Annotated in this window: 16 protein-coding genes; 6 read left to right on the top strand and 10 right to left on the bottom strand. The window is 70.6% G+C overall.

All coding sequences use genetic code 11. The annotated features are described in order from the left end of the window. The first annotated feature begins 86 nt into the window (after window positions 1–86). Window positions 87–1,100, top strand: coding sequence for an NAD-dependent epimerase/dehydratase family protein (locus ABD172_RS06180; RefSeq protein ID WP_344307931.1), 1,014 nt, complete (start codon window positions 87–89; stop codon window positions 1,098–1,100). Window positions 1,101–1,227: 127 nt separating this feature from the next. Here the strand turns inward: ABD172_RS06180 and ABD172_RS06175 are convergent, their stop codons facing one another. The 4 genes from ABD172_RS06175 to ABD172_RS06160 form a co-directional block, all read right to left on the bottom strand. After that, window positions 1,228–2,316, bottom strand: coding sequence for an LCP family protein (locus tag ABD172_RS06175; protein ID WP_344307930.1), 1,089 nt, complete (start codon window positions 2,314–2,316; stop codon window positions 1,228–1,230). A gap of 252 nt (window positions 2,317–2,568) precedes the next feature. Then, window positions 2,569–3,525 (bottom strand): prephenate dehydratase, encoded by a 957-nt coding sequence (pheA, locus tag ABD172_RS06170; RefSeq protein ID WP_344307929.1) that lies wholly within the window; start codon window positions 3,523–3,525, stop codon window positions 2,569–2,571. Next, window positions 3,522–4,403, bottom strand: coding sequence for a glycosyltransferase family 2 protein (locus ABD172_RS06165; protein ID WP_344307927.1), 882 nt, complete (start codon window positions 4,401–4,403; stop codon window positions 3,522–3,524). Before ABD172_RS06165 ends, pheA begins: the two co-directional genes overlap by 4 nt. After that, window positions 4,403–5,284: a DUF5926 family protein gene (locus tag ABD172_RS06160; RefSeq protein WP_344307925.1), complete on the bottom strand. Its 882-nt coding sequence runs from the start codon at window positions 5,282–5,284 to the stop codon at window positions 4,403–4,405. Before ABD172_RS06160 ends, ABD172_RS06165 begins: the two co-directional genes overlap by 1 nt. Before the next feature lie 158 nt (window positions 5,285–5,442). Between ABD172_RS06160 and clpB the strand changes: the two genes are divergently transcribed. Next, on the top strand, window positions 5,443–8,046 hold the full coding sequence (clpB, locus tag ABD172_RS06155; RefSeq protein WP_344307923.1) for an ATP-dependent chaperone ClpB: 2,604 nt from the start codon (window positions 5,443–5,445) through the stop codon (window positions 8,044–8,046). Between the two features lie 223 nt (window positions 8,047–8,269). Here the strand turns inward: clpB and ABD172_RS06150 are convergent, their stop codons facing one another. The 3 genes from ABD172_RS06150 to ABD172_RS06140 all read right to left on the bottom strand — a co-directional run bounded on the left by ABD172_RS06150 (window position 8,270) and on the right by ABD172_RS06140 (window position 11,381). Next, window positions 8,270–9,145: a septum formation family protein gene (locus ABD172_RS06150; protein WP_344307921.1), complete on the bottom strand. Its 876-nt coding sequence runs from the start codon at window positions 9,143–9,145 to the stop codon at window positions 8,270–8,272. A gap of 272 nt (window positions 9,146–9,417) precedes the next feature. Next, on the bottom strand, window positions 9,418–9,870 hold the full coding sequence (locus ABD172_RS06145) for a hypothetical protein (RefSeq protein ID WP_344307919.1): 453 nt from the start codon (window positions 9,868–9,870) through the stop codon (window positions 9,418–9,420). 719 nt (window positions 9,871–10,589) lie between these two features. After that, window positions 10,590–11,381 (bottom strand): exodeoxyribonuclease III, encoded by a 792-nt coding sequence (locus tag ABD172_RS06140; protein ID WP_344307917.1) that lies wholly within the window; start codon window positions 11,379–11,381, stop codon window positions 10,590–10,592. Window positions 11,382–11,625: 244 nt separating this feature from the next. Here ABD172_RS06140 and ABD172_RS06135 point away from each other — a divergent pair, with 244 nt between their 5' ends. The 3 genes from ABD172_RS06135 (at window position 11,626) to ABD172_RS06125 (ending at window position 14,516) form a co-directional block, all read left to right on the top strand. Then, window positions 11,626–12,282: a copper chaperone PCu(A)C gene (locus tag ABD172_RS06135; protein ID WP_344307915.1), complete on the top strand. Its 657-nt coding sequence runs from the start codon at window positions 11,626–11,628 to the stop codon at window positions 12,280–12,282. Between the two features lie 7 nt (window positions 12,283–12,289). Then, window positions 12,290–13,630 carry a Dyp-type peroxidase gene (locus tag ABD172_RS06130; RefSeq protein ID WP_344307913.1) on the top strand — a complete coding sequence of 447 codons (1,341 nt, stop codon included), beginning with the start codon at window positions 12,290–12,292 and terminating at the stop codon, window positions 13,628–13,630. A gap of 103 nt (window positions 13,631–13,733) precedes the next feature. Beyond that, on the top strand, window positions 13,734–14,516 hold the full coding sequence (locus tag ABD172_RS06125; RefSeq protein WP_344307912.1) for an SDR family NAD(P)-dependent oxidoreductase: 783 nt from the start codon (window positions 13,734–13,736) through the stop codon (window positions 14,514–14,516). Between the two features lie 446 nt (window positions 14,517–14,962). Here ABD172_RS06125 and ABD172_RS06120 read toward each other — a convergent pair whose 3' ends face one another. Genes ABD172_RS06120 through ABD172_RS06110 form a run of 3 tightly spaced genes read right to left on the bottom strand, consistent with a single transcriptional unit; the run spans window position 14,963 to window position 19,739 of the window. Then, window positions 14,963–16,942: an acetyl/propionyl/methylcrotonyl-CoA carboxylase subunit alpha gene (locus tag ABD172_RS06120; protein WP_344307911.1), complete on the bottom strand. Its 1,980-nt coding sequence runs from the start codon at window positions 16,940–16,942 to the stop codon at window positions 14,963–14,965. Then, a complete protein-coding gene (locus tag ABD172_RS06115; RefSeq protein WP_344307910.1) occupies window positions 16,942–18,861 on the bottom strand; it encodes a 5-oxoprolinase subunit B/C family protein in 1,920 nt (639 codons plus the stop codon). Before ABD172_RS06115 ends, ABD172_RS06120 begins: the two co-directional genes overlap by 1 nt. 5 nt (window positions 18,862–18,866) lie before the next feature. Continuing rightward, window positions 18,867–19,739 (bottom strand): LamB/YcsF family protein, encoded by an 873-nt coding sequence (locus ABD172_RS06110; RefSeq protein ID WP_344307909.1) that lies wholly within the window; start codon window positions 19,737–19,739, stop codon window positions 18,867–18,869. Between the two features lie 35 nt (window positions 19,740–19,774). Between ABD172_RS06110 and ABD172_RS06105 the strand changes: the two genes are divergently transcribed. Further along, window positions 19,775–20,770: a threonine ammonia-lyase gene (locus tag ABD172_RS06105; RefSeq protein WP_344307908.1), complete on the top strand. Its 996-nt coding sequence runs from the start codon at window positions 19,775–19,777 to the stop codon at window positions 20,768–20,770. The last annotated feature ends 116 nt before the right edge of the window (window positions 20,771–20,886 follow it).

Here is a 20,886-nt window from a genome sequence, read left to right as displayed (position 1 = left end):
CTGACGGGATAACCTGAGGGGAGTTCGTCCCTGTGCCGGCCTTCCGCGTCGGCAATGAGCGCGGAGGTCTGTCGATGGCGGTTGCGGTGACCGGAGCATCGGGTTTCATCGGTGGCGCAGTGGCCCGTGCCCTGCAGTCCCGGGGCACCCCCGTTCTGTCGGTGGGCCGGACGGATCCGCGCATTCCGGGCGTTCGCCACATCGAATGGGACATCACCTCCTCCGTGCCTCTATCGGTCAACACGATGGCCGGTCGCGTCGAATCCGTTGTCCATGCGGCTGCGCTCGTCCACGACTGGGGGTCGGAAGCCGAGTTCCAGGCCGTCAACGTTACGGGTACCCGCCATGTGCTGGACGCCTTCCCCCGTGCACGGTTCATTCATCTCTCCAGCAGCGCGGTGTACGACCCGTACGTCCACCACGTCGACGTGCACGAGGAGGCGGCACCCCTCGACGAATCGCGGTACGCGATCGCGTACGAACGGTCGAAGGCGCTTGCCGAGGTCGTCGTCAAACGTGTGCGCCCGGATGCTCTCGTTCTTCGTCCGCACGGCGTCTACGGCGCGGGGGACAGGCCTCTGTTGCCAAGCCTGCTCGCGACCGCGCGCAAGGGGAAGCTCCGCCTTCCCGGGGGCGGTAGACGGCGGACGACTCTCACTCACATCGACAATCTCGTCGCTGCGGTTCTCGCAGGGCTCGAACGCCCGGACGTCAAGGGTGCGGTGAATGTCGGTGACCCGGAACCCTACGTGCTCCGGGAAGCGCTCAACACGTACCTGGCGCGTGTCGGTGCCGACCTCCTGGAGTTCGACTCGATGGCGACCGATCTCGCCCTCGTGTCCGCGTGGGCGTCGGAGAAGCGCGCTCGGTTCTCCAAGAGCCGGCCCGTGACCACCCGGTTCGCCGTCCGCAACATCGTGCGTGATCGGACGTACCACCTCGGGCGTCTCCAGGAGGTGCTGGGCGTGGTCCCCGTGCAGGGGTTGTCCCCTCTCCCGGAGGATCAGTTCGCCGATGACGAGAACCTCACGCAACGGATCGAGCTCGACTGGGAGTCTTTCGACCCGTCCACCATGGAGAATCCCCCGGTCAAGGAGTGAGGCCCAGGAGTAGGAGTGGGTCCGGCGAGTGAGTACCGGAAAGGGGCCCTCTGCACGAACCGTACGGGTTCGGGCAGAGGGCCCCGTCTTTGCAGCGCGTTCCGCACGCCGCGGAGGGCTCACGCCGTCACAGGTGCGCCTCCTCGGCGTTCTCCGCGTAATCGGCGACGGTGTCCTCCGCGAAGGCCGTGCGCATCTCCTCGAGCGCGTCCTCGTCGGGGAGGACGATCGACTGTCCGTCGTCCGACCGTCCCGTTCCCGCCACCGGAGCGGTGAAGAAATCGATGCCGTCGGTGCGGTAGTCGCGCAGGGACACCGCGAGCCCGGCGATCGTGCCGGAGTCGAGCCCGTCGTCGACCGTGATGTACGGGGAGAACTTCCCGACGGTCTCGGAGACCTTCTGCGGGTTGCTGAGCGTCTCAGGGGACATCACCTTGTCGATGACGCCCTTGAGGAACGCCTGCTGGTTGCGGGCACGCTGGAAGTCGCCGTCGGCGAAATTCTTGCGTGCACGGACGAAGGCGAGTGCCGCCTCGCCGTCGAGGGTGTTGCTGCCCTCGGAGAACGAATAGCCACCGGACTCGAAGGCCTGCTCGGAGTCGACCGTGACACCGCCGAGCGCGTCGGTGAGGTCCTTGAATCCCTCGAAGTCGATGATCGCCACGTGGTGGATGTCGGCCCCGATGAAGTCGCCCACCGTCTGAGTGGTGAGCGGCAGGCCACCGTAGGACATCGCGGCGTTGATCTTCGCCTCGCCGTGGCCCTCGACCTCGACCCACATATCGCGCGGGATCGACATGATCTGGATGCCCGAGCCGTCGTCCGGGATGTGTGCCACGAGGATCGTGTCGGAACGGACGCCCGTGGAGGAGCTGTAGTCGACATCCTCGGAACGGGAATCGGAACCGAGCAGGAGGACGTTCGTACCGGTGCCCGTCGGTTCCGGTGCCGCCGTCACATCCGGTCCGAAGACCTCCGAGGCGTCGACCCGGTCGGTGCCCTTGTCCCACTGCCGACCCAGGTGGGCGGCATAGGCGAGGACGGCGACGACGAGGAGCACGACGACGAGGACGAGCGCCAGGAGGAGCCACAGCCATCCCCGACGCTTCTTCCTGCGCGGCCGGGCGGGGGGTTCCGAACCGGGAGCCTGCGTGGCGACTCCGTCGCCGTCGTTGAAAATACGGTCGAACTCGGAGCCGTTGTGGTCACCGGACATCGATGATCCTCCAGGGATGGGAGAGGAGAGTACCGGTCACCGCGGGCGAGCCGGCTGCACTCGGGGCATTGCGCTTACCTCCGCACACCTTAATGCGCTTCTCCGCGTGTTCTCGCGCCATTCGCGGGGCGCAGGCTTGGGTTTTCCTGCCAATCCGGGGCCCGAGGTGGTCCCCGCGGTCCGACTCACTTCCGAATCGTGATCGGACCGAGACCGCACCCGGCGCGTCCGCCGGGAAACGGACGCGCCGTCTCACTTCCCGGTGGTGAGGATCCGCTGGAGCCAGGCGCTCGCGTCGGCGAAAGCGGCGTCGGTGTTCTCGGGGGCGACGGTGGTCTCCACCTCGTCGGCCGAGGGATACGACCCGAGGAACTGCAGGCTGCGGGTCACCCGGTGGACGCCGGTGAGCGCCTCGGCCATCCGGGCCTCGTGGATGTGCCCGGTGAGGTCGATGGAGAACTGGTAGAGGCCCAGGCCGTCGCCGGTGGGGCGTGACTCGATCCGCGAGAGGTTGATACCGCGGGTCGAGAACTGCTCGAGCATCTCGAGGAGCGCGCCGGCACGGTCGGAGGCGAGGGCCGCGACGATCGTCGTCTTGTCGGCGCCGGTCGAACGCGGGAGACGCCCCGGCAGGCGGACGAGGACGAAGCGGGTGACGGCGTCCTGCCGGTCACCGATGTCCTCGGCGAGGATCTCGAGGCCGTACCGTTCGGCGGCCAGGCGGGGGCACACGGCGGCCTGGTGGTCGACGGGAGCGCCCGCGGCGTCGGTGCCGTGCGCGCGGTCGCGGGCGGCGGCCGCGGTCGACGACGCCGGCCGGTACACCGCGTTCGGCAGGTGGTCGTCGATCCAGCCGCGCACCTGCGCCTCACCATGGGGATGGGAGGAGAACGCGCGGACGTCCGCGAGCGTCGTGCCCGGTTTCACCGCGAGGACCATTGTGATGGGGACGAGGGTCTCGGCGACGATCTGGAGGCGTCCGTGCGCGGAGAGCGCATCGAGGGTGGCCGGGACGCCGCCCTCGACCGAGTTCTCGATCGGGACGACCGCGCCGTCGATCTCCCCGGCCGCGACGGCGGCGAGGGCGGCATCGACGTTCTTCATGGGCACACGGGCGGCGTACGCGGTGCCCCGGGCCTCCATGAGAGCGATGAGTGCGGCTTCCGTGAAGGTCGCCTCGGGCCCGAGGTACCCGTACCGCTCGCTCATATACCCTCCCAGGGATCGGAATCGGGCTGCCTGCCGAACCGGAGGCGGTCGAGCGCCGGTCCCAGCTTCTCCTTCGCCGAGGCGCCCGCGCGGGCCGCCCGGCGCACCGCGAGTGCCCGTGCGACGTCCCGGTACTGGGCCGCGCGGTGCAGCTGCGCCTTGAGGTCCTTGCCCGTCACCCGGTGGTGGAGGTCGCACTCGACCTCCTGCACGCGCAGTCCGGCGTTGATGACGTCGATCGTCATCCCCGTCTCCACACCCCAGCCGGCGGCGAAGGGGAGAGCGGCGTCGAAGGCGTCCCGGGTGAGGCATCGCATACCGGACAGCGGCTGGGTCGCCGAGAACCCGGAGAGGTCCTCGATGCCCTTCTTCGCGAGCCCGACGACGAACCCGAATCCACCGCCGGCGCGTTTCTGCGGAGGCAGGATCGCGATCGTCATATCGGCCTCACCGGCGAGCACGGGTGCGGTGAGCGGTGCCGTATTCACGGCGGAGTCCTCGAGGTCCCCGTCGATGAAGAGGAGGGCCCGGTGGTCCGGCGTCTCTCCCGGTCGGACGGCGCTGATCTCGCGGTTGCGCACCGCGAAGGCCCCGGTCATCATCGCCGCGGCCTTGCCCCGGTTCTTCCGGTGCGTGATGACCTGCGCGCCCGCGGTGCGTGCGAGCTCGCCGGTGCGGTCGCTCGATCCGTCATCGACGACGAGGACGAGGTCGACCCCGGGGATCTCCTTCGCGGAGGTCACCGTGGCGCCGATCCGCGCCTCCTCGTCCTTCGCCGGGATGATCGCGGCCACCGCCCGAGGCGCCGTGCGGGAGGCGACGGAGGTCGCCTCCGGGGCGGGCGCCTCGGCGGGAGTGTGCTCGGGGTGGGTGCTCATCAGCGGATGGTGAGCTGACGGGAGACGACTCCGGCCTTCGCGCGGCGCTCCTCGTGGTCGAGCGGGGCGTCCTGTGCCATGGCCGCGTCGAAATTCTTCGCGAAGGCAGCGAGGGGTTCCTCGACGTCGTCCGGCTGGGTGCCCGCGGGGAGCTCCCACACGGGGATGACGATGCCGTGGGCACGGAAGCAGCCGAGGTACTTGCCGATTCCGCCGAGCGTGTTCTCGCCGGCGGCGTGGAGGCGGGCGAGGCCGTTCATGACCTCGTCCTCGGGGGCCGACTGTGCCCAGCGCACGTACTGCCGGCCGCCCATCTCGGTCCAGTAGGCCGACGGGGCGGAGACGAGCTTCTCCGTGGGGGAGATGCCCTCGTTCGCCTGCTCGAGGGCACCCGTGAGGTCCTCGTCCTGCTTGTCGGCGTCCTCGGGCAGCCAGAAGTCGAAGGTCTCCGACACGGTCACGGTGAAGGGGACCGTGGTGTCGAGGATGTCCTGGAGGCGCGGTCCGGGGCCGGGGGTGGAGGTCGCCTCGGCGATCTCCCCGACCTCGGCGTCCTTGACGGCGAGGATGCCCGCGGCGACGTCACGGGAGGCGTCCGGCGAGGTGAACGGCACCTGGAGGCCGGCGAAGATCTTCCCGTCGGCGCGGTGGAGTGCCTGCCATGCGGCCGGCAGCAGCGAGGCGAAGGTGACCTCGGTGCCCCCGAACTCCTCCTTGAGCTTCGCGGTGGCGGTCGCGGCCGGCACGAGCTCCTTGAGGCACACGAGATCGGCCTCGAACGGCAGGCCCTCGAAGGGACGCTGCACGAATGCACCGGCCTGCGCCTTCGCGAGGCGCTTGGCGATGATGTCTTCCTTGGACTTCCTGGACTTCTTACCCATGGGGGCCAGTCTAGACGGGGAGGGTCCTCGGGCCCGATTTTCCGAAGTTGAGCGGAATAGACTCAACTTTCCTGATGTTCCACTTCTCGACAGACATCCTCGTGCCGTACCTTCTGTGTGGCAGCCCCGAGGACGGATCGACCGAAAGGACACTTCACATGGACGCGAAGTTCACGACGAAGTCGCAGGAAGCGGTCTCCGCAGCGTTGCGCGACGCCGTCGACCGCGGCCACCAGCAGATCGAACCGACGCATCTGCTCGCCGCGCTGCTCGCCCAGCCCGAGAGCATTGCCGGAGCTCTGCTCACCCACCTCGGCGCGGACGCCGCGGCGGTCGCCCGTGACGTGGAGGGGGCGCTCGCAGCCGCGCCGAGCGTCTCCGGGTCCTCGGTGCAGCAGCCCTCGCTCTCGCGCACCTCCCTGCAGCTCGTGAACAACGCGGAGAAGGAGATGCAGGCGCTCGGTGACCAGTTCGTCTCCACCGAACACCTCCTCATCGCCGCGACCGCGGACACCGGTGAGGTCGGGCGCATCCTCGCCCGGCACGGCGTCCTGCGCGACGGTCTCCTCCAGGCACTCCCCACCGTTCGCGGTGGGAAGAAGGTGACGAGCGAGAACCCGGAGGACACCTTCCAGTCGCTCGAGAAGTTCGGTGTCGACCTCACGGCGGCCGCCCGCGAGGGCAAGCTCGACCCGGTGATCGGCCGCGACTCGGAGATCCGTCGTGTCGTCCAGGTGCTCTCGCGCCGCACGAAGAACAACCCGGTCCTCATCGGTGAGCCCGGCGTCGGCAAGACCGCCGTCGTCGAGGGCCTCGCCCAGCGGATCGTCGCCGGTGACGTGCCGGAGTCGCTGCGGGACAAGACGCTCGTCTCGCTCGACCTCTCGGCGATGGTCGCGGGTGCGAAGTACCGCGGCGAGTTCGAGGAACGCCTCAAGGCCGTCCTCGAGGAGATCAAGTCCTCCGACGGCCAGGTCATCACCTTCATCGACGAGATCCACACGGTCGTCGGGGCCGGGGCGACCGGCGATTCCGCGATGGACGCCGGCAACATGCTCAAGCCCATGCTCGCCCGCGGTGAGCTCCGCCTCGTCGGCGCGACGACCCTCGACGAGTACCGCGAGAACATCGAGAAGGATCCGGCGCTCGAACGCCGGTTCCAGCAGGTGTTCGTGGGGGAGCCGAGCGTCGAGGACACCGTCGCGATCCTCCGTGGACTCAAGGAACGCTACGAGGCGCACCACAAGGTGACGATCGCGGACTCCGCGCTCGTCGCCGCCGCCCAGCTGTCGAACCGGTTCATCTCCGGCCGTCAGCTCCCGGACAAGGCGATCGACCTCGTCGACGAGGCGGCCTCACGGCTGCGCATGGAGATCGATTCCGCCCCGGTGGAGATCGACGAACTCCGGCGTGCCGTCGACCGTCTCAAGATGGAGGAGATGGCGCTGTCGCGGGAGACCGACGAGGCCTCGAAGGAACGCCTCGAGGCGCTCCGGTCAGACCTCGCGGACAAGCAGGAGAAGCTCTCCGGGCTCAGCGCCGTGTGGGAGAGCCAGCGGGCCGGCCTCAACCGGGTCGGTGAGCTCAAGAAGAAGCTCGACGACCTGCGCAACCAGGCGGAGATCGCCCAACGAGACACCGACCTCGAGAAGGCGTCGCGCCTCCTCTACGGGGAGATCCCCGCGGTGGAGAAGGAGATCGCCGCGGCGGAGGCCGCCGAGAACGCCGCGGGGGAGTCCGACGCGAAGCCGATGGTGAACGAACAGGTGCGCGCGGACGACATCGCCGAGGTGGTGGCCGCATGGACCGGTATTCCCGCCGGCCGACTGCTCCAGGGCGAACGCCAGAAGCTCCTCCACGCGGAGGAGGTCATCGGTGAACGACTCATCGGGCAGACGAGTGCGGTCGCGGCCGTGTCCGATGCGATCCGGCGCTCCCGTGCGGGCGTGTCCGATCCGGACCGACCGACCGGCAGCTTCCTCTTCCTCGGGCCCACGGGGGTCGGCAAGACGGAGCTCGCGAAGTCGCTCGCGGACTTCCTCTTCGACGACGAACGTGCCCTCGTGCGTATCGACATGAGCGAGTACGGGGAGAAGCACTCGGTCGCGCGCCTCGTCGGTGCGCCTCCGGGGTACGTCGGCTACGAGTCCGGGGGCCAGCTCACCGAAGCCGTGCGCCGGCGCCCGTACTCCGTCGTCCTCCTCGACGAGGTGGAGAAGGCCCATCCGGACGTCTTCGACATCCTGCTCCAGGTGCTCGACGACGGCCGGCTCACCGACGGGCAGGGGCGGACCGTGGACTTCCGGAACACGATCCTCATCCTCACGTCGAACCTCGGTTCGCAGTTCCTCGTCGATCAGTCGATCGCCGCGGAGGATCGTAGGGCGCAGGTGATGAATGTCGTGCAGGCGGCCTTCAAGCCGGAGTTCCTCAACCGCCTCGACGACATCGTCGTGTTCGACGCCCTTTCCATGCAGGAGCTCAGTCGGATCGTCGACCTCCAGGTCGCGTCGATGCAGAAGCGCCTTGCGGAACGGCGGCTCGTCCTCGACGTGTCCCCGGCCGCAGCCGAATGGCTCGCGCTCGAGGGGTACGACCCGGCATACGGTGCGCGGCCGCTGCGCCGGCTCGTGCAGAAGGAGATCGGCGACCGACTGGCCCGCGAGATCCTGTCCGGCGCGATCCACGACGGGGACACCGTCCACGTCGACCGGCCGAACGACTTCGAACAGGCCGGCCTCGTCATCACCGCCGAACGCTGAGTGGCGCGCGTCGAGGTCGCGATCGGCTGCGGCGCCGCCGTCGAAGTCGCGATTGAATGCTGGGTTTCGGCGAAACCCAGCATTCAATCGGGAAATGAACGGTCCGGGACGCCGGGAATCGCGATCTCGAACCGCAGATCCCGTCCGCTATAGCCACGCCGAGGCGCCGGTGGAGTTCCCTCGGGAACCCCGCCGGCGCCTCGGCGTGTCCAGTGGTGTGCGGTCAGGACGTGGGCAGGAGGTTGTCGGTGAAGAGCTCGCCGTCGGTGCGCTGGACGAAGCAGCTCACGTAGCGCTCGCCCTCGTTCGCCCAGAGTTGCTGATCGGGAGCCATGTAGGAGAAGCCGAACTGCCGGTCGAGCTTGCTCGTGTCGAGGCCGGTGGCGCTTCCGTCCTGGCAGAACGGGACCGCCTGGTCGTCGATCGCCTGTTCGCCCGGGTAGGAGTCGCCCGTGATGGCCTGCTGGGCGTAGAGCTGCGCATAGTGCGGTTCGGCGCAGTCGACCTCGACGAAGGCCTGCCCCGATTCGGGCTCGAGGATGCATGCCCCGACCTCGAGATCGGCGGCGACGACCGGCCCGGGTTGTCCGCCCGCACCGAGCCCGCTGGGTGCGAGTCCGGGTCCGCGCCCGCCCGAGGCATCGCCGATCGCGCGCAGGCCGAAGTACCCGCCGGTCGCGACGAGGCCGAACACGAGGACACACGCGATCACCGTGATCGCGATGAAACCACCACGCTTCTTCGGGGGTTCCGGCGGCGGCGCGTACTGCGCGGCGTAACCGGGAGGTGCCGCGACGGGTGGCAGGCCGGAGTCCTGCGGGGCGCCCGGATAGTGGAGAGGGCTCTGCTCGGAGAACGCCTGCGGGGCCGAGGCGCCCGAAGCGTACGACTGCGCAAAGGGGTCCGCCTGTCCGGAGTACGGAGCCTGCCCCGGGTGACCCTGCCCGGTCACCTGTCCGGAGTACGGAGCCTGCCCCGGGTACGCCGCCTGTTCAGGGGACGCCGGTTGCCCCGGGTACGACTGGGCGCCGTACGGATCGTGACCGTACGGCGTGCCGTCGGGAGCGCGGCCGGGAACCGGGGGTGGGGCTGAACTCATGCGCTCCACCCTAGAAGGCGACCCTGTGCCGCCGGTGAACGCGCGGGCAGCGCGTCGCACCTGCGTCGCTCATCGCATCCCGGCATGATCCCGGCATTTCGAGGTCCCGATTCCCTGCGGATCACGCCATTGAGATCCCGACCCCATGCGGTGTTTCGCCGTAACTCAGCACGCAATCGCGACATGAACGATGAGCCCTTCGGCGAACGCGACCTCAGTGAGTGTGCGGCGTTCCGGAACCGTGAAGAGACTCACTGAACGGGAAGGTCGGCTCAGGTGGTGCTCGCCGTTCCGCCCATGGACTCTGCGGAACGATCTTCGGAACGACAGGCGAGGGCGTCCTCGATGGCGCCGACCGCCTCGGTGCGGGAGACGAGCCGGACGTGCGGCCAGTTCTCCCCGGGGCTCAGTGGCTCACCTGCGAGGATGCGCGATCGCAGGTCGACCCATCGATTCCAGTGGCGATCGAACGCCCACCGACGGACGACCCGTCCCCGGTGGTGTTGTCCCGCAAGAGCGACCTCGCAGTCGACGTCGATGAAGATCGCCACCGGATCCCAGCCGCGGGCGAGGGCCAGTAGCAGCAGCGGCGACCGCGTCCACCGGCGCGTGCCCGGATCGTGTACGAGGAGCGGCCGTGTTGTTCCGTCCGGCGGTGCCTGCATGAGGGCGGCGGCTCCTGGTCCTGCAGCGACGAGGGCGAAGGCGCGCACATGCGCACTCACGTGCACGAACGGTCGAAGAACGGAGTACGGGACGCCCGGCAGTAGGTGCTGGAGGGTGTCGCGGATGCGTTCGGGGTCGGCGATCCTCGGCTGTCGGAGCGCCGGGGTCGGTACACGACCCGGTGTCGAAATCGGAGACGGGCCGATCAGTGCGGGAGGAGGAATCGGCGCACCTGGGCCTGATCGGCGTGCCGTCCGGTCGTTCGCCGACTTCTCAGTGGAAGTCGTTCTGTCACGTGAGGCGCGCGTACGCTCCCGCAGCGCCCGGAGAGTCTGTGTCTTCCCGGCTCCGGGGACTCCGGCGAGGAGGACGAGCAGTGTGCGGGCGCCTCGGCCGGAGGGGTCCGTGAACTCGGGAGGCGCGGAGAAGGCGGAGTCCGCGGGAGCGGGGCCGGAAGTCGGGAAGGTCGCGGTCGGGTCGGCGTTCATGTCCCGATTCTTCGCTCCCGGCCCGTGACGAGGCGGTGCGTCCGCTGGGTGCGGACTGTGACGGGAAGGCAACCATGACGGAGGGCGTCCTCGCCCGGGAGGTGCGCGTCGCCTCGGCGGTGGTGCGGGAACCGGAGCACTGGTCGAGATCGCGATTCCGTGCGATCGGCACCGCTCATGTCGCGATTGAATGCGGGGATTCTCTGAAACCCAGCAATCAATCGCGACTTCGAAGAAGGAACCTCAGGGAATCGCGATCCGAACGCGTCCGCAGCCTCAGGCCTCGAACCTCAGAGGTCGTAGTCGACGACGACCGGGGCGTGGTCGGACGCGCCCTTGCCCTTGCGCTCCTCGCGGTCGACGAAGGCACCGGTCGCGGTCTGAGCGAGTGCCGGCGAGGCGAGTTGGAAGTCGATGCGCATGCCCTCGCGCTTGGGGAACCGGAGCTTCTGGTAGTCCCAGAACGTGTAGACGCCGGGGCCCGGGGTGAACGGGCGGGCGACGTCGGTGAGGCCCGCGTCGATGAGCGAGGCGAATGCTGCACGCTCGGCGGGGGACACGTGCGTGGCGCCCTCGAAGGCGGCCATGTCCCAGACGTCGTCGTCCTGCGGGGCCACGTTGAAGTCGCCGCCGAGGAGGAGTGTGCGGTCGGGGTCCGCCGCGAGCGCGTCGACGACGACCGCGCGGAGGGCCTCGAACCAGGCGAGTTTGTAGGCGTAGTGCGGGTGGTCGAGTTCGCGGCCGTTCGGCACGTAGAGCGAGTACACCTCGACACCACCGCAGACGGCGCTGATGGCGCGGGCCTCGACCTCGGCGGCGTCACCGAATCCGGGGGCCCCGGGGAAGCCGGTCTGCGGGTTCTCGAGCCCGACGCGGCTCGCGATCGCGACGCCGTTCCACTGGTTGAGCCCGTGGAACGCCACCTCGTACCCGCGCTCGGAGAAGATCTCCGTGGGGACCTGGGCGTCCTTGCACTTGAGCTCCTGGATGAGGAGGACGTCTGCGTCGGAGCGGTCCAACCACGCGCCGATGCGGTCCTTCCGGGCTCGGATCGAGTTCACATTCCACGTCGCAATTCGCACGCGGCCATCCTAGGTCACCGGGCACGACTCCGGGTCGGAGACGGCACGTCCGCGGGTCGGAGGATCCGGTGTCGTCGATCATGCGGGTTCCGGCCGAATTTCCGCACCATCGGCGACAGTGAACCGTGGACGGGGGTGAACAACGGAAGTCCGAGACGGCATGCTGTCCGGGGTCCGAAATGCCGGATCCCACCGTACGAATGCCTATTTCTACCTCCTGTAGAAAAGAGCGTACGGTGGCGCCATGACAGCTCTGCGTTCCCGTACGCCCGGTACCCGTACGTCCGCCCGCGTTCTCGCGCTCGGCGGCTCCCTCGCCCTTGCACTCGCCCTCGGCGCGTGCAGCACCTCCACCACCGAGGCGCCCGAGGATCCCCAGCTCGCCGGCACCTCCGCACCCGCGGAGTCCGGGGCCGACGACAGCGCGGACGACGCCTCGGCCGACACCGGCGACGTCGACAGCGACACCGGCCTCGCCTTCGAGGACGGGTGGATCAAGGCGGCGGACTCCGGCATGACGGGAGCGTTCGGCACGCTCGTGAATACCTCCGACGAGGACGTCACGGTGACCGCCGCGACCGCGGAGGTCGCGGGCATGACCGAGCTCCACGAGACCGAGAATTCCGGTGGCTCCTCGACGATGAAGGAGAAGGAGGGCGGCTTCACGGTGCCCGCCGGCGGCTCGCTCGAGTTCGCTCCCGGCGGGGACCACATCATGCTCATGGACCTGCAGGAGGAGATCCTCCCTGGTGACGAGGTCGCGATCGAACTCGAGACCTCGGCCGGGCCGCTCGCACTCGAGCTCGTGGCGAAGGACTACACGGGCGCGCAGGAGACGTACGCGCCCGAGGACTCGGCGGGATCGCACGACGCGGCCGACGACGCCCACACCGACCACTGATCCCGTCATGTCCGTTTCCAGGCGACACGTCATCGGGGCCTCGGCGGCAGCCGGAGCCCTCGGGATCAGCGCCGGGGTGGCCGGCACGCTCGGATTCTCCGGTAGGGGGAGCCGGGCCGGTGCCGGGTCCGGGCCCGCGCCTCGGCAGCCCGATACGACCGGGGTGGGCGGCGCGCAGGTCGAACCGTTCCACGGGCCCCACCAGGCGGGGGTCGAGACCCTGCCGCAGGCGCACGCCCGGTTCGTCGCGCTCGAGCTCCTCGACGGGACGCGGGCCGCGGACGCGGTGCGGATGCTCCGCCTGCTCACCGACGATGCCGCCGCGCTCACGCAGGGGCGGGCACCGCTCGCCGACTCGGAGCCGGAGCTCGTGGCGAACCCGGCCCGCCTCACCGTGACCGTGGGGTTCGGGCGGAACCTCGTGGCGCTCGCCGGCACCGGTCCGGACGTGTTGCCGGACTGGCTCGCTCCGCTGCCGGGTTTCTCGATCGACGCGCTCGACCCCGCGCGGTCCCGCGGTGACCTCCTGCTCCAGGTGTGCGGTGACGATCCGTTCGTCCTCTCGCACGCGGTGCGGATGCTGCTCAAGGACACGCGGGCGTTCGCACGCGTCGCGTGGGTGCGCGAGGGGTTCCGGCGGGCGTACGGTGCGCAGCCGCAGGGGACGACCCTGCGGAACCTCTTCGGTCAGGTCGACGGCACCGCGAACCCGGGGCCCGGTTCCGAGGACTTCGCGCGACTCGTGTGGGGAGAGACGCTCGGGCTGGAGAACCCCGTCTTCTCCGCCCGAGGCGAACCGCCCACGGACCTCGCGGCGCACCACCCGGCGTGGCTGCGCGGGGGAACGACGCTCGCGATCCGGGACATCCGGATGGACCTCGAGACCTGGGACGAGGCGGACCGCCCCGCGCGTGAGTTCTCGGTCGGGCGGAAACTCGACTCGGGTGCTCCGCTCAGTGGCAGCGACGAGTTCGACGTGCCGGACTTCGAGGCGAAGGACGCGCTCGGGCTGTCGCGGATCTCCCCGGCGAGCCACGTGGCGCGCAGTCGCAACGAACAGGACCCGGCGGAACAGATCTACCGGCGCGTGTACAACTACGAGAGCGCCGAGGTGACGGCGGACGGTGCGGAGCCGTCCGCCGCCGCGACGGTTCCGGTGAACCGGGCGGGCCTCGTGTTCGCCTCGTTCCAGGCGGATCTCGAACGGCAGTTCCTCCCGATCCAACGCCGGCTCGACCAGATGGACCTCCTCAATCAGTGGACGACGCCGATCGGGTCGACCGTGTGGGCGGTCCCGCCGGGCGTGGCCGAGGACGAATACCTCGGCGAGACCCTGTTCGACAGCTGAGGTCGGCGCCGCGTCTGCCCTGTCACGGGTGCCGTGCCCGCGCCCCGGTCGCGTGGGCCTGTGCCCTGTTCGAGTGGCGCCCCGGGTCCGTAGGGTGAGCGGTATGACTTCGAACGCGCCTCGGGCGCTCATCACCGGCGCCACGAGCGGGATCGGGCTCGAGTTCGCCCGGCAGCTCGCGGACGAGGGGTACGACCTCGTCCTCGTCGCCCGCAACGAGGAGAGACTGCGGACGACCACGAGGGCGCTCGCCGCGGAGTTCGGGATCACCGCCGAGGCGCTCGTCGCCGACCTCGGCACGTCACCGGGCATCGCCGCGGTGTGCGAGGTCCTCGACACCCGGCGCATCGACGTGCTCGTGAACAATGCGGGGCACGGGCTCGAGGGCCTGACGCTCGACACCCCGCCGGAGAAGATCCGTGCGATGGGCACCGTGCTCTACGACGCGGTCGTCGAGCTCAGCTGGCACGCCGCACACGCGATGCTCGAGCGCGGGCGGGGCGGGATCCTCAACATCGCCTCGCTCGCCGGGATCACGACGATGGGTCCGTATGCGGCCTCGAAGTCGGCGACGCTCGTCTTCAGCGAGAGCCTGGCAGGGGAGCTTGCCGACACCCCGATCACGGTGACCGCGGTTCTGCCGGGCTTCGTGAAGTCGGGGTTCCACGAGGTCATCGGCGCGGATGTGTCCGCGTATCCCTCGCTCGCGTGGGTGACTGCGGAGCAGGTCGCCCGGACCGCACTCCGTGACGCACGGGCGGGGAAGCTCGTCTCCGTCGCGGGTCTGCAGTACCGGATCGCGTACGGAGTGGGGCAGATCTTGCCGCGCCCGATCGTGAGATCGATCTCCACCTGGTTCAGGAAGACGCGTCAAACGTCCCCCTGAGGTGACGGTTCAGGCCGAAAGGGGGCCCGCTCACCCGCGAAATCATGCGGATCTCGGCATCCAATGCCTGTTCTGGGAAATAGCTGTGAACGATGACGCTTCACGAAATCTCCGGTTTACAAACTATCTCGAGTTGATCCAGAATTGAGGTGTTCGCCCGGTGGGGATCGGGCGAGCGAAACGGACGTATGGGGATGCGTCCGGGTACTCGAGGGGAGTGCTGCGAAAGCCCCGGGATGTCGCGACCAGCGCCCCGGGGCTTTCGTCATTCATCGAAACCGACCGTCTCCTCGCCTCCCGCGATCGCGGAGCGCCCCCGCAGGCACGGGAGATCGCCTCCCGCAGGCCCGGGAGATCGCCTCCCGCGGGCCCGGGAGACCGGAGAAGGGCGCAGTGACCGGCTCTCGGCATGCCCGGTACCGGTCACTCGGGTCGGTTCAGGTCCCTCACTCGATACGGGCCAGCGGCGCGTCGACCGGCACCGTGTCACCCTCCGCGACGAGCCACATGAGCCGTCCCGCCCGCTCCGCCACGACCTGCGTTTCCATCTTCATCGCCTCCATGACCGCGACCGCGTCACCCGGACGCACCTCGGTGCCGTCCTCGACGAGGCGCCGCACGAGCGGACCGGTGACCGGCGCGAGGAGCGCCCCGGCCGGATCGCCGGCCGGCTCTGCCGCTCCGGCGCCCGGGGAGCCCCCGACCCCGTTTTCTCCGGCCCCGACGTGTTCTCCGGACCCGGCGTGCTCTCCCGTCCCGGCCCGCGCCTCGGCGTTCCGCTCCCGAGGCGCCCCGCCGCCGGGCACACCGGTCCCGGCTCCCAGCCGGGTGAGGAGATCCTCCGGCAGGCCGAGTTCGACGCGGCGCCCGTCGACCTCGATCGCGATGCGCTCGAGCGACTGCGGGCGGGCGAGGACGCTGCGGTCCTGGGCGTGCACCCCGTGTGTGTCGAGCGCGGGCAGGAACTCGGACTCGATCCACTGTGTGTACACGCCGAAGCCGCTCCGCTCCCGGTCGTCTCGGCCCGAAGCCCCTGCGCCGGCGCCGGCACCCGAGCCGGCGCCAACTCTCGCGCCCGTGTCCGTGCTCGCGCCCGGGCCGGTACCCGTGTGCGCACCAGTACCCGCGGAGCCTCCCGTGAACGCGGGGTGGTCGACGACGGCGCGGTGGAACGGCAGGACCGTCGCGACGCCGGAGACCTCGGTCTCCGTGAGGGCGCGCCGGGCACGGGCGAGAGCCGAGCCCCGGTCGTCCGCATGCACGATGAGCTTCGCGAGGAGCGAGTCGAATGCGCTCTCGACGCGGCCGCCCGCTTCGACCCCGCTGTCCCAGCGCACACCGGGGCCGCCGGGCTGGCGGAGCCCGGTGACGAGACCGGGGGAGGGGAGGAAACCGCGGCCGGGATCCTCGGCGTTGATGCGGAACTCGATCGCATGCCCGCGTGGTTCCGGGGTGTCCGTGCGCGAGAGCCCCTCGCCCGCGGCGATCCGGAACTGTTCGCGCACGAGGTCGATCCCGCTCGTGAGTTCGGTGACCGGGTGCTCGACCTGGAGACGGGTGTTCACCTCGAGGAACGACACCGTGCCGTCCTCGCCGAGGAGGAACTCGACGGTTCCGGTGCCCCGATAGGCGGTGGCGGCGCAGATCGCACGGGCGGCCTCGTGGATCCGGGTGCGGACGTCCGCGGGGAGGCCCGGGGCGGGCGCCTCCTCGACGAGCTTCTGGTTGCGCCGCTGGAGAGAACAGTCGCGGTCGCCGACGACGAGGACCTCACCGGTACCGTCGCCGACGATCTGCACCTCGACGTGCCGCGGCCGGTCGAGGAACCGTTCGACGAAGCACTCGCCGCGGCCGAACGCGGTGACGGCCTCCCGGGTCGCGGACTCGAACGCGGCCGGGACCTCCTCGAGGGTGCGCACGACCTTGAGCCCGCGCCCACCGCCGCCGAACGCCGCCTTGATCGCGATCGGCAACCCCGCCTCCTGCGCGAACGCGACCGCTTCCTGTGCGTTCGTGACCGGTCCGTCGCTGCCGGGCACGAGAGGCGCACCGACCTCGGCCGCGATCCGCCGCGCGGTCACCTTGTCGCCGAGCTGTTCGATCGTCTCCGGCGTCGGCCCGATGAACGTGAGACCGGCGGCCTCGACCGCCCGCGCGAACTCCGCGTTCTCGCTGAGGAACCCGTACCCGGGGTGGACGGCGTCAGCACGGGAGGCACGCGCGACCTCGAGGAGCCTGGGGATGTCGAGGTAGCTGTCCGCGGGCGTCGTCCCGCCCAGCCCGTAGGCCTCGTCCGCGAGCCGCACGTGGAGTGCGTCCGCGTCCTGGTCCGCGTACACCGCGATCGACGTGAGGCCGGCCTCGGCGCACGCGCGTACGACACGGACGGCGATCTCTCCACGGTTGGCGATGAGGATGCGCTGCATCAGGAGTCCTTCGGGTCGGGGGTGGGGGACGTGTCGAGCGGACCGGGAACAATACGGAATCGCACCCGTGCACCGGGCGGTAGCTGTGCGGCGAGGTCGAGGTCGGCCCCGACGACGGCGGCGATGATCGGGTATCCGCCGGTCACCGGGTGGTCGGCGAGGAAGAGGACCGGCCGGCCGTCCGCCGGCACCTGGAGGGCGCCGCGCACGGCCCCCTCGCTCGGCAGTTCGTCGGTGATCGCGCGAGCGAGCGGAACTGCGCCGTCGAGCCGGGCACCGACCCGGTCCGACTGCGGCGTCACCGTCCATTCCTGCGCGGCGAGCGTCGCGAGGGCTGCCGGGGTGAACCAGTCGGCGCGGGGCCCGAGGACGAACCGGACCTCGCCGAGGCGCCCCACCGCGGGCAGATCCCGCGGGCTCCCGGCGTCCCCGGTACCGGGGTCGACGGGGCCGGCGTCCTGCGCATCACCGAGAGGGATCCGATCACCCGCCCGCAGCAGCGCAGGGCCGAGGCCGGAGAGCGTGTCCGTCGAGCGGCTCCCGAGGACCGGCGACACCCCGATCCCTCCGCGCACCGCGAGGTATCCGCGCTGACCTGCGGAGAAACCCGCGATGCGGAGGCGATCGCCGGGGTCGACGGCGAACGGAGCGGAGTACGGGAACGGCCGTTCCTCCCCGTCGGCGGTGCGGAGCACCCGAGTCCCCGAGGCGCCCGTCCACGCGGCCACGCCCCGCACCTGTACCTCGAACTCGGCACCTCCGGCGGCGAGCTCGAGCACACCGGCGGTCTCCGGGTTCCCGACGAGCCGGTTCGCGACCCGCGCCGCCTCGCGATCGGCGGCTCCGGAGGCTCCGACCCCCATACCGAGCAGACCGGGGCGCCCGAGGTCCTGCACCGTGAGCTGTGGACCCGACCGGACCACGAGGAGCGACGGGTATTCCGATGAGTGCAACGGTTTCGACGAGGACGACCGTATCTGTTGCCGATCCGCGGAACGGCAACCGTTTCGGTCGTCCTCGTCGAAACCGTTGGAAGGACCGTCGGAGGCGCCGGCGGAGGGGTCCTCCACGGGGAGTGAAATCGCCTCCACCCGGTCGCGCACTGCGCGGTATCGAATCTCCTGCCCCGGTTGCAGGAGTGCCGGAGGGGTGCGGTCGAGGTCCCACATCGGGGTCGCCGTGTGACCGAGCAACTGCCAGCCGCCGGGGGATTCGCGCGGATAGACGGCGGAGAACTCCCCGGCGATCGCGACGGACCCTGCCGGTACTCGTGTCCGCGGTGAGGAGCGGCGGGGGACGTCGAGCGACCAGTCCTCGCTCGCGCAATACACGAAGCCGGGAGCGAAACCGCCGAATGCACCCGTCCAGGTCGCGCTCGTGTGGCGGCGCACGAGCTCCTCCGGGGACAGCCCGAGTGCTTCTGCTGCGGCAGCGAGATCCTCCCCGTCGTACACGACGTCGAGGGTGAGGGGCGCACGGTCGGTCGCCTCGTGGTCGGCGGCGGGAACGGCTGCGAGCGCTGCGGCGAGAGCACGCGCGGGGTTGCCGGGCGTCCCGTCGGCCGGCGACGTGCTGCCGGGCGCCCAGGGCTCTCCCGACCGTCCGCACGCTCCGAGATCCGCAGCCGCGAGGAACACCGGGTCGAAGCGGACGAGGACCGTGCGGGCAGCGGGCACGAGTTCGCGGACGCCGGGCAGCCGGCCGTCAGCGAGTGCAGCACTGAGCCCCGCGAAGTGTGCGAGCTGTCCGTGCAGATCGGGGTACTCGAGGAGCAGGGCATGCTCGCCGGCGGGCAGGATGCGGGTGAGCGCATGTGCCGGCTGCGCGCCGCCTCGGCCGCCCGCACGAGCACCGCCCGCTCCGTTCACCGCACCCGCACCGCCCGCACGAGCACTGCCGGTGCCGTTCACCTCGCTCACTCCACTCACCCCGTGAACGACTGCAGTGCGATGCCGTCGGACTCGAGGGCGTCGCGGACGGCGCGCGCCATCGCCACGGCTCCGGCGCTGTCCCCGTGGACGCACACGGAGTCGGCGCTCACCCGGACGTCGGTCCCGTCGGCGGAGGTGATGACCCCCTCGCGGACGAAACGGACCATGCGGGCGGCGACCGCCTCGGGGTCGTGGAGGACGGACCTCTCCTGCGTGCGGGGCATGAGGGATCCGTCGGGGAGGTAGGCGCGGTCGGCGAACGCCTCGGCGGCGGTGGTGAGCCCGGCGCGCTCGGCGACGCCCAACCCGGTGCTGCCGGCGAGTCCGAGGTACACGAGACCCGGGTCGATCGCGCGGATCGCCGCGGCGACGACGCGGGCCTGCCGCGAGTCCTCGGCGATCGTGTTGTAGAGGGCGCCGTGCGGTTTCACATAGGTGACGGTCACCCCGACGGACGCTGCCAGTCCGAGGAGCGCCCCGATCTGGTACTCGACGTCCGCCTGGAGTGTCGCGTCGTCGGGGTCCATCGCGACCCGCCCGAAGTTCGCGTAGTCGCGGTAACCCGGGTGCGCACCGACCACGACCCCGTGGTCGCGGGCCTGTTCGAGCGTCCGTCGTATCCCCGCCGGATCGCCCGCGTGGAACCCGCACGCCACGTTCGCGCTCGTGACGATGCCGAGCATCGCCTCGTCGTCGGCGACGTGCCGGTCCGGGGTGTTCTCGCCGAGGTCCGAGTTGAGATCGATCGACACCGGCGCAGCCGAGGTGGCGCCCGGCGCGGTCGAGGTGGCGCCCGGCGCGGTCGGGGAGGAGGTCGGCGTACCCGCCGTGGGATCCGGCGCGGTCGGGGAGGGCTGGGAAGACATGAGGGGCGGCCTTTCGTCCTGGGTACTCTGACCGTATGTCCTCCACCTTCGATCTCGCATCCGTCGAACGCGCGGCCGCCCTCCTGGCCGGACGCATCGTCACGACGCCACTCCTCGAATCCCCGCAGCTCAACGACCGTGCCGGGTGTCGGGTTCTCGTGAAGGCGGAGTCCCTCCAGCTCACCGGGTCCTTCAAGATCCGGGGCGCCCTCACCCATGCGCTCTCGCTCTCGGAGGAGGAGCGCGCGAACGGCCTCATCGCGTTCTCCGCCGGCAACCACGGTCAGGGCGTCGCCGCGGCTGCCCGGCAGATCGGCGTGCCGGCCGTCGTCGTCATGCCGCGCACGGCACCGCAGGTGAAGGTGCACAACTGCCGCTGGTGGGGTGCCGAAGTGGTCCTCTACGACCCCGCGACCGAGGACCGCGAGGACGTCGCCGCCCGCTTCGTCACCGAACGCGGCATGGCCCTCGTCCCGCCCTTCGACGATCCGCGCATCATGTCCGGGCAGGGCACGGTCGGCCTCGAGATCGTCGCGGAGCTCGAGGCCCGCGGCATCGTCCCCGACGAACTCGTCCTCAACTGTTCGGGTGGGGGACTCGCCGCCGGCGTCGCCGAGGTGATGCGCGCCGCCCACCCGCACCTCGGCGTCTCCCTCGTCGAACCCGCCGGCCGGGACAAGATGGCGCAGGCGATCGCCGCCGACGCCGCCGGCACCGAGTCCGCCTACCGGCTCCCGGCGGAGCCCACCGTCATGGATGCGCTCGCAGGGCCGAGAGCCGGTCGGCTCACGCGCGCCGCCCTCGCGAAGCACCACCCGCGAATGCGCACCGTCACGGACGCCGAGGCGCTCGCCGGCGTCGCGGAGGCGTTCCGGTCCCTGCGCCTCGTCGTCGAACCCGGCGGCGCCGCTTCCCTCGCCGCGGTGCTCGGCGACCCGGCCGCCTTCGAGTGCCGCACCGTCGTGCTCGTCGCGTCCGGTGGCAACATCGACGCCCCCGTGCTCGCGCGGGCGCTCGCCACCGTGTCCTGAGCGATCGGATGCGCCGGAAGCCGGGCGCGGAAGGCACCAAGGGGCAGGGCCCTCTCCGAGGTGCCACGGGGCCGGGTCCTTTCCGAGGCGCCACCGGACCCGCCCCCGCCGAGGCG

It is taken from the genome of Brevibacterium samyangense (assembly GCF_039529845.1).
GTDB classification, from domain to species: domain Bacteria; phylum Actinomycetota; class Actinomycetes; order Actinomycetales; family Brevibacteriaceae; genus Brevibacterium; species Brevibacterium samyangense.
This window is presented reverse-complemented; position numbering and strand designations above follow the sequence as displayed.

Excerpts from the sequence above, each read along its gene's own strand:
- ABD172_RS06175 (WP_344307930.1), bottom strand. The coding sequence starts at position 2,316 with ATGTCCGGTGACCACAACGGCTCCGAGTTCGACCGTATTTTCAACGAC.
- pheA (WP_344307929.1), bottom strand. The coding sequence starts at position 3,525 with ATGAGCGAGCGGTACGGGTACCTCGGGCCCGAGGCGACCTTCACGGAA.
- ABD172_RS06165 (WP_344307927.1), bottom strand. The coding sequence starts at position 4,403 with ATGAGCACCCACCCCGAGCACACTCCCGCCGAGGCGCCCGCCCCGGAG.
- ABD172_RS06160 (WP_344307925.1), bottom strand. The coding sequence starts at position 5,284 with ATGGGTAAGAAGTCCAGGAAGTCCAAGGAAGACATCATCGCCAAGCGC.
- clpB (WP_344307923.1), top strand. The coding sequence starts at position 5,443 with ATGGACGCGAAGTTCACGACGAAGTCGCAGGAAGCGGTCTCCGCAGCG.
- ABD172_RS06150 (WP_344307921.1), bottom strand. The coding sequence starts at position 9,145 with ATGAGTTCAGCCCCACCCCCGGTTCCCGGCCGCGCTCCCGACGGCACG.
- ABD172_RS06135 (WP_344307915.1), top strand. The coding sequence starts at position 11,626 with ATGACAGCTCTGCGTTCCCGTACGCCCGGTACCCGTACGTCCGCCCGC.
- ABD172_RS06130 (WP_344307913.1), top strand. The coding sequence starts at position 12,290 with ATGTCCGTTTCCAGGCGACACGTCATCGGGGCCTCGGCGGCAGCCGGA.
- ABD172_RS06125 (WP_344307912.1), top strand. The coding sequence starts at position 13,734 with ATGACTTCGAACGCGCCTCGGGCGCTCATCACCGGCGCCACGAGCGGG.
- ABD172_RS06120 (WP_344307911.1), bottom strand. The coding sequence starts at position 16,942 with ATGCAGCGCATCCTCATCGCCAACCGTGGAGAGATCGCCGTCCGTGTC.
- ABD172_RS06110 (WP_344307909.1), bottom strand. The coding sequence starts at position 19,739 with ATGTCTTCCCAGCCCTCCCCGACCGCGCCGGATCCCACGGCGGGTACG.
- ABD172_RS06105 (WP_344307908.1), top strand. The coding sequence starts at position 19,775 with ATGTCCTCCACCTTCGATCTCGCATCCGTCGAACGCGCGGCCGCCCTC.